General features: G+C 69.0%; 17 protein-coding genes and 1 pseudogene. 7 read left to right on the top strand and 11 right to left on the bottom strand.

The window, feature by feature from the left end; translation table 11 throughout:
• Positions 1 to 37: 37 nt before the first annotated feature.
• Positions 38 to 1,723 (bottom strand): L-lactate permease, encoded by a 1,686-nt coding sequence (locus ACHUEU_RS02910; protein ID WP_394214390.1) that lies wholly within the window; start codon positions 1,721 to 1,723, stop codon positions 38 to 40.
• 276 nt (positions 1,724 to 1,999) lie between these two features.
• Here ACHUEU_RS02910 and ACHUEU_RS02905 point away from each other — a divergent pair, with 276 nt between their 5' ends.
• Positions 2,000 to 2,719, top strand: coding sequence for a FadR/GntR family transcriptional regulator (locus tag ACHUEU_RS02905; RefSeq protein WP_394214388.1), 720 nt, complete (start codon positions 2,000 to 2,002; stop codon positions 2,717 to 2,719).
• A 36-nt stretch (positions 2,720 to 2,755) separates the two neighbouring features.
• Here ACHUEU_RS02905 and ACHUEU_RS02900 read toward each other — a convergent pair whose 3' ends face one another.
• From ACHUEU_RS02900 to ACHUEU_RS02865, 8 genes are all read right to left on the bottom strand, one after another.
• Positions 2,756 to 3,625 carry an urea carboxylase-associated family protein gene (locus tag ACHUEU_RS02900; protein WP_394214387.1) on the bottom strand — a complete coding sequence of 290 codons (870 nt, stop codon included), beginning with the start codon at positions 3,623 to 3,625 and terminating at the stop codon, positions 2,756 to 2,758.
• 46 nt (positions 3,626 to 3,671) lie between these two features.
• Positions 3,672 to 4,832 (bottom strand): bifunctional 2-methylcitrate synthase/citrate synthase, encoded by a 1,161-nt coding sequence (locus tag ACHUEU_RS02895; RefSeq protein ID WP_394214386.1) that lies wholly within the window; start codon positions 4,830 to 4,832, stop codon positions 3,672 to 3,674.
• Entirely contained in the window at positions 4,829 to 5,794 is a 966-nt protein-coding gene (prpB, locus tag ACHUEU_RS02890; protein WP_394214385.1) for a methylisocitrate lyase, read from the bottom strand. The genes ACHUEU_RS02895 and prpB overlap by 4 nt, the downstream gene beginning before the upstream one ends.
• On the bottom strand, positions 5,794 to 7,311 hold the full coding sequence (locus ACHUEU_RS02885; RefSeq protein ID WP_394214384.1) for an MmgE/PrpD family protein: 1,518 nt from the start codon (positions 7,309 to 7,311) through the stop codon (positions 5,794 to 5,796). The genes prpB and ACHUEU_RS02885 overlap by 1 nt, the downstream gene beginning before the upstream one ends.
• Entirely contained in the window at positions 7,308 to 8,000 is a 693-nt protein-coding gene (locus ACHUEU_RS02880) for a GntR family transcriptional regulator (RefSeq protein WP_394214383.1), read from the bottom strand. The genes ACHUEU_RS02885 and ACHUEU_RS02880 overlap by 4 nt, the downstream gene beginning before the upstream one ends.
• Positions 8,001 to 8,118: 118 nt before the next feature.
• Positions 8,119 to 8,757 carry a PKD domain-containing protein gene (locus ACHUEU_RS02875; RefSeq protein ID WP_394214382.1) on the bottom strand — a complete coding sequence of 213 codons (639 nt, stop codon included), beginning with the start codon at positions 8,755 to 8,757 and terminating at the stop codon, positions 8,119 to 8,121.
• 469 nt (positions 8,758 to 9,226) lie between these two features.
• Entirely contained in the window at positions 9,227 to 9,871 is a 645-nt protein-coding gene (locus tag ACHUEU_RS02870; protein WP_394214381.1) for a DUF6318 family protein, read from the bottom strand.
• A 90-nt stretch (positions 9,872 to 9,961) separates the two neighbouring features.
• Positions 9,962 to 10,780 carry a spermidine synthase gene (locus ACHUEU_RS02865; RefSeq protein ID WP_394214380.1) on the bottom strand — a complete coding sequence of 273 codons (819 nt, stop codon included), beginning with the start codon at positions 10,778 to 10,780 and terminating at the stop codon, positions 9,962 to 9,964.
• A 71-nt stretch (positions 10,781 to 10,851) separates the two neighbouring features.
• Here ACHUEU_RS02865 and ACHUEU_RS02860 point away from each other — a divergent pair, with 71 nt between their 5' ends.
• Complete coding sequence (locus ACHUEU_RS02860) at positions 10,852 to 11,325, top strand: GNAT family N-acetyltransferase (protein ID WP_394214379.1); 474 nt, start codon at positions 10,852 to 10,854, stop codon at positions 11,323 to 11,325.
• 14 nt (positions 11,326 to 11,339) lie between these two features.
• Here ACHUEU_RS02860 and ACHUEU_RS02855 read toward each other — a convergent pair whose 3' ends face one another.
• The gene (locus tag ACHUEU_RS02855) at positions 11,340 to 11,696 is read right to left on the bottom strand and encodes an HIT family protein (RefSeq protein WP_394214378.1); all 357 of its coding nucleotides are present in this window, start codon (positions 11,694 to 11,696) and stop codon (positions 11,340 to 11,342) included.
• 121 nt (positions 11,697 to 11,817) lie between these two features.
• On the opposite strand from ACHUEU_RS02855, the gene ACHUEU_RS02850 reads away from it, so the two are divergent.
• The 3 genes and pseudogenes from ACHUEU_RS02850 to ACHUEU_RS02840 all read left to right on the top strand — a co-directional run.
• Positions 11,818 to 12,102, top strand: a complete 285-nt coding sequence (locus ACHUEU_RS02850; protein ID WP_394214377.1) for an FmdB family zinc ribbon protein — start codon at positions 11,818 to 11,820, stop codon at positions 12,100 to 12,102.
• 58 nt (positions 12,103 to 12,160) lie between these two features.
• Complete coding sequence (gene fmdA, locus ACHUEU_RS02845) at positions 12,161 to 13,417, top strand: formamidase (protein WP_394214376.1); 1,257 nt, start codon at positions 12,161 to 12,163, stop codon at positions 13,415 to 13,417.
• Between the two features lie 183 nt (positions 13,418 to 13,600).
• A pseudogene (locus ACHUEU_RS02840) lies at positions 13,601 to 13,819 on the top strand (DNA alkylation repair protein); the annotation flags it as partial.
• Positions 13,820 to 13,831: 12 nt separating this feature from the next.
• Here the strand turns inward: ACHUEU_RS02840 and ACHUEU_RS02835 are convergent.
• On the bottom strand, positions 13,832 to 14,722 hold the full coding sequence (locus tag ACHUEU_RS02835) for a hypothetical protein (protein WP_394214589.1): 891 nt from the start codon (positions 14,720 to 14,722) through the stop codon (positions 13,832 to 13,834).
• A 575-nt stretch (positions 14,723 to 15,297) separates the two neighbouring features.
• Here ACHUEU_RS02835 and ACHUEU_RS02830 point away from each other — a divergent pair.
• Both ACHUEU_RS02830 and ACHUEU_RS02825 read left to right on the top strand, forming a co-directional pair.
• Positions 15,298 to 15,903 carry a hypothetical protein gene (locus tag ACHUEU_RS02830; RefSeq protein WP_394214375.1) on the top strand — a complete coding sequence of 202 codons (606 nt, stop codon included), beginning with the start codon at positions 15,298 to 15,300 and terminating at the stop codon, positions 15,901 to 15,903.
• Entirely contained in the window at positions 15,900 to 16,622 is a 723-nt protein-coding gene (locus ACHUEU_RS02825) for an alpha/beta hydrolase family protein (protein ID WP_394214374.1), read from the top strand. Before ACHUEU_RS02830 ends, ACHUEU_RS02825 begins: the two co-directional genes overlap by 4 nt.
• The last annotated feature ends 237 nt before the right edge of the window (positions 16,623 to 16,859 follow it).

Below are 16,859 nucleotides of genomic sequence, written 5' to 3'. Positions count from 1 at the left end.
CTTAGACGGTCGGTGGGTAGTCGGGATCGTTGCTGGATCAGAGCGTCGGGATCATCCACGACAGCACGGTGGACTGGAGGCCGACCAGCAGGCACATGACCAGGAGCATGCCGAGGCTCCACCAGATGACCTTGCGGAAGATCGCCGACTCCTGGCCGACCATGCCGACCGCGGTGGCGGCGATGGTCAGGTTCTGGGGGCTGATCATCTTGCCTACCACGCCGCCGGAGGTATTCGCCGCCACCAGCAGAGCCGGATCCAGACCGGCCTCCTGGGCGGCGGTCTGCTGCAGGGTGGCGAACAGAGCGTTCGCGCTGGTGTCCGAACCAGTGACCGCGGTGCCCAGCCAACCCAGGATCGGGGAGAGGAAGGCGAAGGCCGCCCCGGTGCCGGCGATCCACGTGCCGATGGTGATCGTCTGGCCGGACAGATTCATGACGTAGGCCAGGGCCAGGACGGAGGCGACGGTGAGGATCGAGTAGCGGAGCTTGACGAGGTGGGTGAGGTAGACATCCACCGCCTCCCGCAGCGACATCCGGTAGACGATCGCCACGATGATGCCGGTGATCAGCAACAGCGTACCGGGGGAGGAGAGCCACTGGAAGTTGTAGACGGTGCTTCCGGCGACCTCGCCGTCTGTCGTGAAGACGTTGCCGTCCAGGCCGGGCCACGGGAGCTTCACGTCGGTCTTGGCGAGGACGCTGCTCAGCACCGGCACCAGCTTGGAGGCCGAGAAGATCACGATCACCAGCAGGTACGGGAACAGGGCCATGAACACCCGGCTCGGCGTGAGACGCACCGTGGTGCGCTCGGCGGTGGCGAGGGCACCACCGGTGCCGCTGGCGTCCACCGGACTGGTGTTCTCGGTCCTGCGCTCGAGCTCCATCTTGTCCAGTGCGTCCTGGCCGCCGGTCGGCTTCCACACCTGGAGCATGATGACGGCCGCGGCGAGCCCGGCCAGTGAGGCGATGATATCGGTCAGCGGCACGGAGATGAAGTTCGCTGAGATGTACTGAGCGAGACCGAAGACCACGCCGACGACCAGCGCGAGCGGCCACAGCTGTTTCACGCCCCGCTTGCCATCGACCAGGAAGACGAGGAACAGCGGGACGACGGCGGCGATGAAAGGGGTCTGGTGACCGACGATGGCACCGATGTGCTCGAAGGGGATTCCGGTGAGGTTGCCGGCGGTGATGATCGGGATGGCGATGGCACCGAAGGCCACCGGAGCGGTGTTGGCGATGAGCACCACGGTCGCCGCGCGCATCGCGGTGAAGCCGATGGCCATGAGCATCACACCGGTGATGGCGACCGGGGCGCCGAATCCGGCGAGAGCCTCGAGCAGGCCACCGAAGCAGAAGGCGATGATGATCGCCTGCACGCGAGGATCATCCGAGAGCGCGTCGATGACGCTGCGCAGATCCTCGAAGCGGCCGCTGCGCACGGTCAGCTCGTAGAGCCAGATCGCGTTCAGCACGATCCACATGATCGGGAACAGGCCGAAGGCGAGCCCCTCGGTGGCCGAGAGCCCGACCAGGTCCACCGGCATGCCATAGGCGACGGCGGCGACCAGCATCGAGATGCCGAGGGCGGCGAGGCCGGCCCAGTGCGCCTTCCAGCGCAGCACGCCCAGCGTGACGAAGATGGTGAGCAGTGGCAGGAGTGCCACAAGCGAGGAGAGCAGCAGACTGCCCGCGAGTGGTGCGAGGTCAGGGGTGTACATGGGAACCTCCGACACACATCAGCCGCGGTGCTTGCACTGCATCGCCGTCGACGTCGTGCCTCGTGAATCGGTGAGGAAAGGTATGGCAGACCGTGCTGTGGTCTGACCACATGATGAGTAGCTGGAATATTAATCCCTCGGACGGCCGGGGGCAAGATCCCCGAAGCTTTTCGGTGCCACCTGTGCTAGAACAGGTCAATGGTCGACATGACGAGTGGCAATGAGGTCCGACCGCAGGATGATCGTTCTGCAGCGTCGGATGCCGTCTGGGCACCGGTGACCCGCAGCAGCACCTATGAGCTGGTCATCGACGCGATCGAGGACCAGATCATGAGCGGTGCCCTGGCCGTCGGCGACCTCCTGCCGCCCGAGCGCGAGCTCGCCGCCCGGCTCCAGGTGAGCCGTGGGGGAGTGCGCGAGGCGATCCGGGTCCTCCAGGCCTACGGGGTGCTCCGCTCCGAGGTGGGATCCGGTCGCGGCGCCGGAACGTTCGTCGCCGCGATGCCCAGCGCCGCCCTCGAGCGATTCCTCCGGCTGCATGTGGCCCTGTCGAACTTCGGCCGGCACGAGGTCATCGAGACGCGGATCCTGCTCGAGCAGGCGAGTGCCTCACTCGCCGCGGAGCGCGCCGACGCCGACGCCCTCGCCGAGCTCGAGCGGCTGCTGGAGGTGATGGATGACCCCGGCGTGAGCCGCGAGGAGTTCAACGACGCGGACACCGCCTTCCATGTCGCGATCGCCCAGGCCGGAGGCAATGCACTGTTCTCCGACATGACCGGGGCGATCCGCGCCTCCCTGCGCGGCCCGATCATGGAGTCGTTCACCAAGATCGCCGACTGGCAGCCCATCGCCGACTCCCTGCGCGCACAGCACCGTGGGATCTTCCGCGCGATCCGCGACGGCAGGGCGGATGAGGCCGCGGAGCTCACCGCCGCGCACATCCGCCATGCCGCCGCCGCGCTGCCGGAGCTGGGCACGGACGGAGCCGGCAGCTGAGCGACGTCCGCTGTGACAGCAGGGGCGCGAGATGCCTCAGGCCTGAGGGAACGGTACGGCTCTGAGGCCGTGCCGGCCGTTCACCCCGTCGTACGCCGCGATCTCCGGCTGCTGCCAGCCGGCGAGCGCCGCCCCGTCGACCGTGAAGACCTCGACGCCGAGCGGGTGACAGTGCTCGAGCTGCTCCTCGGTGCTCGCCGCCTCGGGCCCCCACATGTGCACCGAGAGATCGCCGCCCGGGCAGGTGGAGAGCGCGCAGAGGAGGTCGATCTCGGCGAAGAACTCGAAATGATCTCCGGGACCGGCAGGGCACGTGTCCATGAAGTACTCATGGTCGGCATTCAGCCCGGCGAACTGGAAGACATTGAGCACGTCATGGACATCGAGTTCGGTGAGTCCATGCTGCTGGACCGCGCGGGTCAGGTTCGAGTGGCAGTGGTAGTCGACATCGGAACCGGTGAGCAATCGGTTGATGTACGGGTCGCAGCGAGTCCCCAGAAGGTCATGGATGACCTCGGCGTCAGGATGCTCGGCCAGCGTATCGGCGACGACGGTCGCCAGCGGACGCAGGGACGGGAGCGTGGACCAGAAGCGGTCGTGCGTGGTCATCGAGGAACGGTGCAGCTGTCGCGTCCGGGCCGCCCAGAAGCGCTCTCGCGGATCGTGCAGATTCCACATGTTGAGGTCGCCGACCTGCGGGCCCTCCACCGAGGAGAGGCGCACGATCGCACCAGCCGGCACCTCCCAGGCCCTGCCGGAGCGGACAGGGATCTCGAACTGCTCGATGCTGGTGCGATCCGCGCCGGCGATGCGGTCGTACAGGGCGGTGTCGAGATCGAGCGGCCCGCCGGCCACGGACTGATAGGCGGCGGGCTGCGTGAAGTGACGGGGTCCCGTTGCGCTCATCGCTCCTCCTGCGATCCGTCGTGGCGGTGCACCTGCGCGCGCCGGGTCACGCGCCGGGCACCGGCCGCTCGTCCGGGCCGACGTAGGCCGAGAGCGGGCGGATCAGCGCGTTCGCGGCGCGCTGCTCCATCACATGGGCGGTCCAGCCCGTGACCCGAGCGGCGATGAACAGCGGGGTGAACAGCTCGGTGTCGAAGCCCATCAGGTGATAGGTGGGGCCGGCGGGGTAGTCGAGGTTGGGCAGGATGCCCTTGGCCTCGTCCATCGCCTGCTCCAGGCCGTTGTACAGGCCCAGCACCTCGGGACGGTCGAAGTGGGCGATCATCGCGTCCATCGCCTGCTTCATGGTGGGCACCCGGGAGTCGCCGTGCTTGTAGACGCGGTGCCCGAAGCCCATCACCTTCTTCTTCTGCGCGAGCGCGTCCTCCATCCAGGCCTTCGCCCGCGCCTTCGCCTCGACCTCGGACTCCTCGGGGCGGATGCCGATCTCGTCGAAGGTGTGCATCACGGCCTCGTTCGCCCCGCCGTGCAGCGTGCCCTTCAGCGCGCCGATCGCACCGGTCACGGCCGAGTGCATGTCCGACAGCGTCGAGGTGATGACGCGCGCGGTGAAGGTCGAGGCGTTGAAGGAGTGCTCCGCGTACAGCACCATCGAGGTGCGGAAGGCGTCGACCACCGCGGGGGCGGACTCCTCGCCGAAGGTCATCCACAGGAAGTTCTGGGAGTAGTCCAGATCCTCGCGCGGCGTGATCGGCTCAGTCGGCCCGCCGGCCCGTCGGCGGCGCTGTTCGTAGGCGACGACCGCCGGCAGCTGGGCGAACAGCCGCTTGGCCTTCTCCAGCTCCGCCTCGGGGGAGGAGTCCTCCGCAGCGGGGTCCAGGGCCCCCAGCAGGGAGACGGCGGTGCGCACGGAGTCCATCGGGTGGCAGGTGACCGGCAGCATGTCCATCGCGGCCTTCACCTCGGGGTGCAGGGCGCGGTGGGAGCGGGCGTGCCGCTGGAACTCGGCCAGCTCCTGCTCGTCGGGCAGCTCGCCGGTCCACAGCAGGTGCGCGACCGCCTCGATCGGCTGGGTCGCCGCGAGCTGCGGCACCGGATAGCCGCGGTAGAGCAGGGAGTTGGTCTCGGGATTGACCTTGGAGATGGCGGTGACGTCGGCGACGACCCCGTTCAGGCCCTTGTGGATGTCACTGGTCTCGGTGCTCATGACTCACTCCTGGGGTCGGCGGCGGTGCCGGAGGCGGCGGGGATGTCCGGGGTGCTGCGGTGGGCGGTGGGGACTTCGAAGTCGAAGACCGAGGTGTCGAAGCGGTTGTAGGACTCATAGTCCACCAGTTCGTAGAGCCGCGCGCGAGTGAGCATCTCGGGAACCCGGGATTCCTGGGTGCCGGTCTCGAGGATCGTCTCGAGCACCCGCTCGGCCGCGCCCATCGCGGCGCGCAGCAGGGTGACGGGGTAGATCACCATCGCGACCCCGGCCTGGGCAAGCTGCTCGCGGGTGAAGAGCTCGGACTTCCCGAACTCGGTCATGTTCGCCAGCACCGGCACCTCGAGCGCCGCACAGACCTGCTCGAACTCGGAGAGGTCCTTCAGCGCTTCGGGGAAGATCGCGTCGGCCCCGGCGTCGACCAGCGCCTTCATCCGGTCGATGGCGGCATCGAGGCCGTCGGTGGCACGCAGGTCGGTGCGGGCCATCACCAGGAAGTCCTCGTCCCGTCGGCCGTCGGCCGCGGCACGGATCCGCTGGGCGGCGGTGGGCAGGTCCACCATGGACTTGCCGTCGAGGTGGCCGCAGCGCTTGGGGTTGACCTGGTCCTCGATGTGGCAGCCGGCCAGGCCCGCGTCCTCGAGCTCCTGGATCGTGCGGGCCACGTTCATCGGCTCGCCGAATCCGGTGTCGGCATCGATCAGGCAGGGCAGGTCGGTGGAGCGTGCGATCTGGGCACCACGGGTCGCGACCTCGCTGAGGGTGGTCAGGCCGATGTCCGGCAGGCCCAGCTCGTTCGCGATCACCGCCCCCGAGATGTACACCCCGGGGAAGCCCTTCTCCTCGATGAGCTTCGCCGATAACGGGGTGAACGCGCCGGGGAACGGCTGCGCCGCCCCGGGCGTGAGCAGGGTGCGCAGGTCCTGGCGCTTCTGGGCGGGGGTCTTCGTGCTCGACAGCATCAGAACAGTCCCTTCGGGCCGGCCGACGGGTCGATCACGCCGGGGGCGGCCCGGATGTTCAGCCTGCCCAGCTCGCCCGCGGGCAGCTGCGCGAGCTGCGCCGCGGTCTCGAGGAAGCGGTCGATCTCGGCGTCGGCGACCAGCCCGTCAGCCAGGGAGCGGAACTTGTGCACGTACTGCTCGCGCGCGAAGGGGCGAGCGCCCTGGGGGTGGGCGTCGGCGACCGCGATGCTGTCCTCGATCACGGTGCCGTCGGTCAGGGTGATGACCACGGCGCCGCCGAAGGCCTTCTCGGTCAGGTCCAGGGAGTGGTAGCGGCGGGTCCACTCCGGATCCTCCTCGGTGGTGACCTTGTGCCACAGCGCAACGGTGTCCGCGCGGGCCGCGCGCTCGGGGGCGTAGGAACTCGCGTGGTGCCAGGAGCCGTCCTGCAGCGCGACGGTGAAGATGTACGGGATCGAGTGGTCGAGCGTCTCGCGGGAGGCGGTCGGCTCGTACTTCTGCGGATCGTTCGCGCCCGAGCCGATCACGTAGTGGGTGTGATGCGAGGTACGGATCAGGACGGAGGCGACGTTGGCGGGATCCGTCGCCTCGGGGTGCTCGGTGTGAAGCTTGCGGGCCAGGTCGATCCAGGCCTGGGCCTGGTACTCCGCCGAGTGCTCCTTGGTGTAGGTGTCCAGGATCGAGCGCTTGGACTCTCCGGACTGCGGCAGCGGCACCGTGTAGCGGGCACCCGGGCCGTCCAGCAGCCAGGCGATCACGCCGTCCTCCCCCTCATAGATCGGGACCGGGGAGGTCTGGCCGCGCATCGCCCGGTCCGCGGCCTCGACGGCGAGCTTCCCGGCGAAGGCGGGGGCGTGCGCCTTCCAGGTGGAGATCTCACCCTTGCGGGACTGACGGGTGGCGGTGGTGGTGTGCAGGGCCTGGCCGATCGCCTGGAACACGGTCTCGGTGTCCAGGCCCAGCAGGGTGCCGATGCCCGCGGCGGCCGACGGGCCGAGGTGGGCGACGTGGTCGATCTTGTGCTCGTGCAGGCAGATCGCGCGCACCAGGTCCACCTGCAGCTCGTAGCCGGTGGCGATGCCGCGGATCAGGTCGTGGCCGGAGCGGCCGGTGTGCTCGGCGACCGCGAGGAGCGGCGGGATGTTGTCCCCGGGATGGGAGTAGTCGGCGGCGAGGAAGGTGTCGTGGTAGTCAAGCTCGCGCACCGCCACCCCGTTGGCCCAGGCGGCCCATTCGGGGGAGGTGACCTGGGGGATCCCGACGATGCTCGCGCCGACGCCGCCGGTGGAGACCGGGTGGCTGAGCGCCTGGGCGCGTGCGGAGACGATGGGGGCGCGGTTCAGGGAGGCGATGGCGACGGAGGCGTTGTCGATGATCCGATTGATGATCATCTCCTGGACATCGGCCTCGACCTCGACCGGATCGACGGCGACCTCGGCCATCTTCCAGGCCAGCTGGCCCTCGCGGGGCAGGTTCTCGTCGGAGCGGTGGACGCGGACGGCGTGGTCTCTCATGAGGCGGACTCCTGGGTGCTCGGGGGAGATGCTGGGTGGTCGGCGCCCTGCAGGTGGGCGAGGGCATGGCGGAGGTGGACCGTCGCGGTGGCGGCGGCGAGATCGGGATCGCCGGCGGCGACGGCGCGGGAGATTGCGGCGTGCTCCCGGGCGGAGTCGGCGAGGCGGCCGGGGGAGTTGCGCGCCAGGCGTCGCAGCCGGCCGAGGTGCAGGCGCAGCCCCCGCAGGGACTCGGCGAGGTAGGCATTGCCGCAGGCGGCATCGAGGGCGGCGTCGAGCTCGACGGTCAGCGCGTAGTAGCCACTGGGGTCGGTGCCGGAGGAGAGTGGGGCGATGGCCTCCTCGAACCGGTCGGCGAGGTGGGCGAAGCGGGTGCGCGGCGCGGGGCCGTCCTCGGGATCGGCGATCCGTTCCGCGGCGCGGCGCGCGGCGAGTGTCTCCAGGGCGATGCGCAGGTCGAACATTCGCGGGGCCTCGGCGAGGGACACGGCGGTGACCACGAGTCCGCGGCCGCGGGAGGTCTCGGCCAGACCGTCGGCGACCAGACGGGCGAGGGCCTCGCGCAAAGGGGTGCGAGAGATGCCCAGACGCGCGGACTGCTCGACCTCGCCCAGCACGGTGCCGGGCTGGAGGGCGCCGTCGACGATCTCCTCACGGAGCCTCGAGTAGGCGCGATCACTGGCACGCATGGTGTGAGTGTATACAGTCACGTCTCTCGTGACGAGGTCATGCGGCGGTCCTTCATCGGGACCGGCCGTTGTGTATACACCCGGGATGTGGGGTGGTGATCCTCGGCATGGTCCGCGGTCAGATCTCGCGGTGCCGCGCGTTCGGGTCCTGGGGCCCTTCGGTCTCGGGGTTGCGTTCGGGGATCCAGGGGTCCTCGTCCTCGTCGACCGGGACGTCGCCGTCCACGAGGCGTGATTCGAGGGACTTGGAGTAGATCGGGACGGGGTCGGAGGTGACCTCGATGGTGCCGTCGATGTCCTGCCACTCGCCGCCGTCGACGGAGAACTGACCCGAGAAGGTGGTGGTCAGGGTGATGTCGTACCAGCCTTCCTGGGTATAGGTCGCGGAGACCTCCTCGGAGGGGTACGGCTTGCCGGGGGTGGTGGTGGTGATGGTGTTCCCGTCGCCGAGGTCCCAGTGATAGGAGACCGGGGTGGCGCGGATCGCTACGGGGGTGCCGAGCAGCTCGGTGGTGAGCAGCTGGGTGTCGGGCTCGGTGTAGAGCACGTTGACCATGTTCACCGGCAGCCAGCCCTCTGCGGGGCCGGCGTGGGGCTCGAGCGGTTTGACCGGGAGTCGTGCGAAGTCCTCCTGGGTGACGACGATGACGACGGGCGGTGCTTCCTCGTACTCGGGAGTGCCGGGCATGGCGCAGCGGATCCCGAGGTCCGTCTTCTCGCCGGTCTCGGTGTTGATGCGGGTGCCGCGCTGGGTCACGCCTTCGACGGAGGTGTTGGAGACGTTGCCGATCTGGAGGGCATCCCCCTCGCCTGCGAACTGGCTGCCATTGCCGGCCTCGCAGGAGTCGGGGTGCGGGGTGCAGGACCATGAGCCGCCATCGAGGTCTGCGCCGCAGCCCGCGAACTCGGAGACAGGGGCCCAGATGTAGTTATAGCGGGGAGGGGGCGGCGCGGCTGGAGCTCCGCTCTTCCCCTTCCTATCTTCATCAAGAATGGCTCTTTCGGTTTCAGATTTGCCTAAATTGAAAGCTGGCTGCTCGCCTGCCTGCTCTTCGGTGCTTGATTCTTGAGCTTGTTCGCTTGTTGATCCGTCCGTACTCGCCTCTTGGGTTGTGTTATCAGAATTCTCGGCGGAAGCCGTCTCGAGTAGTGGAAAAAATAGGAGCGTGAGGGCGGTTAGGGTTGCGTAGATAGAGGCCCGAAGTGCTCGTCGCTGTGCGATTTGCTTAGATTTCATGATCGGTTTCCGCGATGTCGATTCCGCCCACTCGCCAGCTGTCATCGATCCAGTACATGCCACCTCTTGCGGTCCATGCATCTGCGGGTACCGTTGTGGTCTCTCCGGATTCGACTGGCTGCTCGGTGTGCTCACTCACGATGTAGATATATCCGACTTCAATATCGTAATTGTCAGACTCCGATGTGATACTACCTTTGTCAGAGATTGACACGTCGACCCAATAGTTTCCCGTATCCTGTATTGCCTTGATCTCATCAAGGAGTTCGTTACATTCGCTGCAGCTGGGTCCCTGGAGGGCCTCGAGTTCTGCAGGGGAGCCGGTTTGGTAACCCCAATAGAGCACCGCGATGTAGTACCGAAAAGCCTGCTCCGCTCCCTCCGGTGTGTGCTCATCCATCCCCGCGAAGTCCGCCGGGTCCGGCGGCGGGATGTCGGGCGCCTCGGCAGTCGGCTCTGTCGTCGCCTCGCCGCCTCCGTCGCTGGGCTCGGTGTCACCGCCGCTGTCACTCGGGCCCGCGACGTCGATGCTGGGCGGGGGAGTGGTGACCGGTCCGTCGGTCTCGTCGCCGCATGCGGCGAGGCCGAGCAGGAGTGCGCCGGTCGCGGCGGCGCTGAGGAGGCGGCGGGGCATGGGTGTGCCTTCCGGGAGTGCGTCAGATCACGGACACGGTATCCAGGGTTCACCCAGCCGCGCATCCGTTCGGCGGGATTGTGGACAACCTCAGCGGCCGAACGCTGCCGCCGTCTGGGTCGGATCCAGCACCGCCCCCGGATGCGGACCGGCCTTCACCCAGGCCTCCCGCCACTGCTCGACTTCGGGTGAGGTGAGCGCTCCGCCCACCATCAGAACCATGTTCCCGTCGGCCGGAGTGGTCAGCAGCGAGGCATGGGTCAGGGTCCACACCCCCGATAGACCGGCCTCGGCCGCGGCATCCTCGAGCTCTCGCACCTGGGCGGTGAGGAAACGCTGACCGGCGTCGTCGCCCACGTTCACCAGCAGTAGGCCGTCGGGCTTGAGGTGCGTGATCGCTTCGCGATAGAAGTCCTTCGTGGCCAGGTGCTCGGGGGACTCCTCACCGGAGAAGACGTCCAGCACGATCGCATCGAACCGCCTGTCCTCCATCGCGGCGAGCTCCTCCCGGGCATCGCCGATCACGATCTCCAGAACAGTGCCCTCCGGCAGCGGCAGCGCGGTGGTGACTAGCGTGGGCAGCTCGCGTTCGATCTCGACGACCACCTGGGAGGAGCCCGGTCGCGTGGCCTGCACGTACCGGACCAGCGTGAGTGCCCCGCCGCCGAGGTGCGCGATCCTGATCGGAGCGCCCCGCGGCCAGACCTCGTCGAGCACATTGGCCATTCGGCGCAGGTACTCGTGCACGATGCGCGTCGGGTCCTCGAGATCCACGTGCGACTGCTCGACGCCGCCGATCTGCAGCGCCCATCCGCCGGACACCTCGTCCTTCACGATCCACGCCGACTGGTCGGAGTGGCGCAGTCGGGCACTGCGCTGCGCGCCCGGGAGGAAGTCGTGGGAGGCCATGAGCTCATTGTGCGGGACGTATCCCGGGTGCGGTGCCGGGCGCGACCGCGAACGCCGGGGACAATGTCGCCATGCACACCCTCGATCTCGCAGGCCGACGCTTCGTCCTCCGCCGCGCCGTCGCGGGCGACCTGCCGGAGCTGGTCGCGCTGCTGGCCGACGACGTGATGGGCAGGGAGCGGGAGAGCGCCGACCTCGCCCCGTACGAGCGCGCCTTCGCTCTCATCGATCGTGATCCGCAGCAGCTGCTGCTGGCGGTCCGCGACGAGGAGGAGGTGATGGCGGCGACGATGCAGCTCACCCTCATGCCGTCCCTGTCCCGCGGCGGTGCGATCCGCCTCCAGATCGAGGCGGTGAGGGTCGCGGCCTCCACCCGCGGCAGCGGTCTCGGCGCAGCCCTGTTCTCTTGGGCTCATGACTGGGGCAGGGCGCAGGGCGCCTCGCTCGCGCAGCTCACCACCGACCGCTCCAGGGTCGATGCGCACCGCTTCTACGAGCGCCTCGGCTACGTCCCGAGCCATGTGGGGTTCAAACTGTCGCTGTGAGCCGGGGCGAACCCTCAGCGCCGCGCGCCGGCGTGCACATGGACGTGCAGGTGCTTCGAGTCCTGGTACGCGCCGAGGTTCGTGAGCACCGCCGCGGCACCGTGCTCGCGCTCCACCGCCCGCGCCACGTCCGCCACCACTCTCAGCAGCGCACGCAGATCGGCCTCGTCCTCCGGGCCGGCCGCCGTGAGCGAGGCGATGTGCCGCTTCGGCACCACCACCAGGTGCACCTGCCAGAACGGCCGGGTGTGATGGAAGGCGAGCACCCGCGCGTCCTCGTGGACCACCTCGAGCGCGTCAGGGTTCGGGATCGCGACGTCGCAGTAGAAATCGGTGCCGCGATAGGCGAGGGCGGGGGAGTGCTCCGGCATGCCCCGAGTATTCCCCTCGGCCCGCTGTGGAGGGCACTTCCCGGATTCCCCGGCGCGCCCGTCGCCCCCGTCCTAGGGTGGCCCCATCGCGAGATGTGACGCAGGTGACAAGGAGCGTGGGATGCCGATCTACGAGTTCCGCTGCGAGAGCGCCCACGAGTACGAGCGCTCCGTGCCAATCAGCGCCCGCGACCAGGACCTCACCTGCCCGCGTTGCGGGGCGACCGCCCGCCGCCGGATCAGCGCCCCGCGCCTGAGCCGCCTCGGCAGCAGCGCCGGGAGGCTGCTGGACCGGACGGCGCACAGCGCCCATGAACCCGGCGTCGTCGACCGGATCCCCGGGGCCCGTCCCACCGCCGCACGCACCACCACCGACCCGCGCCACGCGCGGCTGCCGCGTCCCTGAGACCGGCCCAGGACCCGGCGGGGCCGTGCAGAGGACCCGTCGCTGTGGAAGGAGAAGCATGCCGAAGAACGTGTTCCCCCTCGACTCCGCGAAACCCTTCACCGAGCAGAACATCCTCGGTCACAACCGCTGGCACCCGGACATCCCCCCGGCCGTCAGTGTCAAGCCCGGCGACACCTTCCGCGTCGACTGCCGCGAATGGTTCGACGGCTACATCAAGAACGACGACTCCGCCGAGGACATCGCCACCGCCCCGCTCCACACCGTCCACACCCTGTCGGGCCCGTTCCGCATCGAGGGAGCGAAGCCCGGGGACCTGCTGATCGTGGACATCCTCGACGTGGGCCCCATCCCGCAGGAGGACGACGGGCCGCTGGCAGGGCAGGGCTGGGGCTACACCGGCATCTTCGCCAAGCGCAACGGCGGCAGCTTCCTCACCGACGAGTTCCCCGACGCCTACAAGGCCGTGTGGGACTTCCGCGGGGAGAAGGCCACCTCCCGCCACGTCCCCGGCGTCGAGTTCACCGGCATGATCCATCCCGGTCTCATGGGCACGGCCCCCTCCCCGGGGCTGCTGGGGAAGTGGAACTCCCGCGAGGCGGCGCTCATCGCGACCGACCCGGACCGGGTGCCGGCCCTGGCACTGCCGCCCGAGCCGGACGGCGCGGTCCTCGGCGGTGTGCCCGCGGAGGACTTCGACCGGGTCGCGGGGGAGGGGGCCCGCACCGCCCCGCCGCGCGAGAACGGCGGCAACCAGGACATCAAGAACCTCACCCGCGGCACGCGGATCTTCTATCCCGTGTTCGTGGACGGGGCGAACTTCTCCGTCGGCGACCTGCACTTCTCCCAGGGCGACGGCGAGATCACCTTCTGCGGCGGCATCGAGATGGGCGGGTTCCTGGACCTGCACGTCGACGTGATCCCCGGCGGGATGGAGAAGTACAACGTCGCCGAGAACGCGATCTTCATGCCGGGCAACACTGCGCCGCAGCACAGTCAGTGGCTGAGCTTCTCCGGCACCTCGGTGACGCTCGACGGGGAGCAGCGCTATCTCGACTCCCATCTCGCCTACCAGCGGGCGTGCCTGCACGCGATCGAGTACTTGACCACCTTCGGCTGGTCGGCCGAGCAGGCCTACCTGCTGCTCGGCGCCGCACCGATCGAGGGACGGTTCTCTGGTGTGGTGGACATCCCCAACGCCTGCGCGACGGTGTACCTGCCGCTGGACATCTTCGACATCGACATCCGCCCCGGCAGCGGCGAGGTGCCGAGGATCGATCCGGGGATCGGGGCGCCACGCGCGAGCGTGAGCTGAGCGCGCAGATCCCGAGAGCGCAGCGCCCGGGCCGACGGGGGAGCGTCGGACCGGGTGCTTCCGCGTCCGCCCCGACGGGGCGAGCGCGCACCGTTGACTCGTCGTGATCGCACCGACGACGAAGGACGCACCATGACAGGCACCGCGCAGGAGGCGACCGGCCCCACCGCGACGATCGCCGCGCCCACGGTCCACGATTGGCTGGAGAACTACCTCGTGAAGAAGAGCCCGCACCGCGGGGCACTGCGCGAGGGCTGGTTCGCCGACTCCGATCCGGAGGTCGCGAGCGCCGGCTGGGCACGAGAGATCGGGGAGCGTCTGGAAGTGCTCAAAGACTACCCGACGCCCCCGAGCTGCACCTCACCGTTCGCGCTGTTCTGGATCGACGTGATGGGGCGCCGGGGGCGCGCCGGATCAGAAGCTCGTCCGCCACTCGGTGTCCCCGTCCACGGACTCCTCGACGTTCTCTTCGTCCTCCGTCCATGCGGAGTCCGCGTCATCGGTGGGCATCCGGAACAGTCGCTCGACGACCAGCACGTGGCGGCGCTGGGCGAGGCGGGACCGGGCACCGCTGAGCAGGTAGACGGCGAGGATCGGCAGCGCACAGATGACGGGGGCGAGGAAGAGGCCGTAGGGCTCATCGGGTCGGCGGACGAGGAAGAGGAAGACGGTCAGGAAGCCGTCCATCATCAGGACGCCGCCCGCACAGAACCTCAGCCGCTCCCAGCTGGTCATGATCCCCGCGAACGGGGACATCGCAGGGATCCCGAGCTGCCTGCTCGCGTGATCGTCGGCCGCCCATCGCAGCACCGCCCGCGCGGTGGTCCGCTCCCGCCAGATCACGGCCAGGTGGGCAGGGGCGTACACCGCGATCAGGACGATCGGGGCGAGCAGCAGGATCTCCTCGGAGGGGAGGAAGATGACCTCGGGCGGGAGCAGGAGAGGGGCGCGGTCGGGGTCGCCCGCGAAGAAGGCGACGAGCACCCATGCCGCCGCACCGACGATGCAGGCGACGAAGAGTCGCAGCAGCCACGTGGCGGCCCGGACCGACGCCTCGACCCCCGGGATGCCCTGATCGCGCAGGGCGGTCGAGCACTCCAGCCCACGGCGCGACAGATCCGCCTCGTCCTGCTCGCTCGCCGGGGCCGCAGAGAATGTCACCAGGGCCGCGGCGGCCTCCTCCTGATCGTCGGCGCGGAAGAAGGCGACGGCTTCGGGGCCGCCGATCCGGACGAAGGCGAGCGCGTCCCGCGCGACGAGCGCGGAGGCCCGATCGGGGGAGTCTGTGCTGTGAAGAGATGCCACGGGAGAACCTTATGCGCAGGATTCCTCCGGACGCGCACCCCGACGAACAGCAGGAACATCCTGCCGACGACCTTCGCCACGTCGTACTCCGGCCCGACGGGGTGAGTCACCTCCGCCTCCGGCAGCGCGAGGCCGCGGTCAATGGCGCACTGCTGGAGCTGGTCACGGTCCATGAGTCCTCCGTCCGCCCGTCCGTTCCCATCGGCACGCACGCTTTCGCGTCGACCCGACCGCCGTAGGCGCCGGGAACAGCCTGCGGGCAGATGCAGAGCGCGACGGCGCCGCGCCGTCGCACTGCCTACAGTTGTCGCATGCTGCACATCACGTCGACGGTTCCGGAGTATCTGCAGCTGCGGAATATCGCGTCGGCAGCGCGTGCGGAGGCCTGGGCCGATCAGTAAGAAGCTGCCCACGCTGAGCTGTTCGACGTCTACTACGCCGGGTACGGGAGTCCTGGCGGCCGGGAGGCGGCGGCAGCCCGCGTACCTGACCTCGTCCTGGAGATCGGTGCGCGAGAGCAGCGCGTCCGTGAGGCGCTCGAGGAAGCCGCCGCCGAGTTCACGGCCCACGGCCTGATGCGGGCGGATCACGACCTGGACGTGGTGCTGATGGTGGGCACCGGCGGTTCGGACGCGTGGGTATCGGTGGTCGGCGACAGGCCGGTGCTCTTCGTGGCGCTGGAGATGCTGGGAGACCCGGAGCGGGATACGTTGCTGGTGCTCCACGAGCTCGTCCACGTCGTGCACGTCCGAGCACTCCTTCCCCGTCTCCAGGCCGATCCGGGTCTGGAGCACCACGTGGGAATGCGGGTGTGGCTCGAGGGCGTCGCTGTGGCGGGGACACGACGACTGCGCCCCGGATTGCCGGATTCGGCCTACTTCTTCATCCCGGACGACGGCTGGGGCGACGCCTGCCGCGCCGCACTTCCCCGCCTCGCCGGGGGACTCCTGCCCCACCTCGATACCACCGATCCAGTCATCAGCTACTCGTTCTGCGGCGTGACGGACCAGCATCCGTGGCCGAGCAGGGCCGGGTACTGGGTCGGTGATGCCATCGTGAGCGAGCTCCTCGACTCCGGCCACGAGCTCTCACCGCGGCTCATGTGGGGGCCGACCCGAGTCACGCAGGCCATCCGTGAGAGCCTCGATCCCGAGCGACCGCCGGAGGGGAGGGCCCGATGACGGCGGTGAATCGTCTGCCCATCATCGACGGCGCCCGGCCGATGTCGCTCGCAATGGGCGATGTGGAGCTGGGCGGGTACACGTGGTGGAGCGACTGCGGGGCCCCTGCGGTCCTGCTGGTGCACGGTTGGGGCGAGGACGCATCGACCATGGCGCCGGTCGCTCGACAGATTCGTTCACGTGCCTGGCATGCCGTCAGCTTCTCCCTGCGTGGATGGCCGGGGTCGAGCGGAGTCGATGACTACGGTCTCAGCGCGTCGAAGGACATCGGGCGCCTTCTGGCCTGGATCAGAGGACGACCGCAGGTTTCCTCTCTGTCGGTGGTGGGATTCTCGATGGGCTGTCTCATGGCCAGCCTGGCTGCTCGGGATCAACGGCGAGGCGAACTGGCGGGGCTGACAGTCGTGAGCGCTCCGAGCGATCTCGTCTCGTTCTCACGCGATACCGCCTTCGGGGGCGTGCGGCGATATCTCGATGCCACCTTGCAGGCGCACCAGTGGCGAGAGTCGTCCCCGCTGACGCATGCGCCGAACCTGGAGCACCCCATGCTCGTGGTGGTCGGCACCGAGGATTCGATGACGCCGCCGGAGCAAGGGCGGCGGTTGGCGGCGGCGGCACCGAATGCGGAGCTCCTGGAGATCGGAGGAATGGGCCACCATCCGTCACCGCAGCAGTGGGAGCGGATCCTGACTGATTCGTCGCGGGCGTTCGGCCTGTGAGCCGGCTCGGGACGGGCGCGTCCCCGGTTCCCGTCCGCCGGGGAGGCGGATCGGGACGGCCTGGGACCCTTCGGCCGACCTGCAGGGTCGCCTCGCCGAGAACCGCCCGGGGTCTCTCCGACTTTGGCTGATGAATGGGCGGCACGTGGCGCGGCGATCTTCCTGCTCGCTGACGAACTTTCAGGATCTGTTGACAGTTCTTACGCCCCCTCGTAACGTAAGAAGCGTCAAGGAGGT

It is taken from the genome of Brachybacterium vulturis (genome assembly GCF_043641765.1).
Taxonomy (GTDB): Bacteria; Actinomycetota; Actinomycetes; order Actinomycetales; family Dermabacteraceae; genus Brachybacterium; species Brachybacterium vulturis_A.
This window is presented reverse-complemented; position numbering and strand designations above follow the sequence as displayed.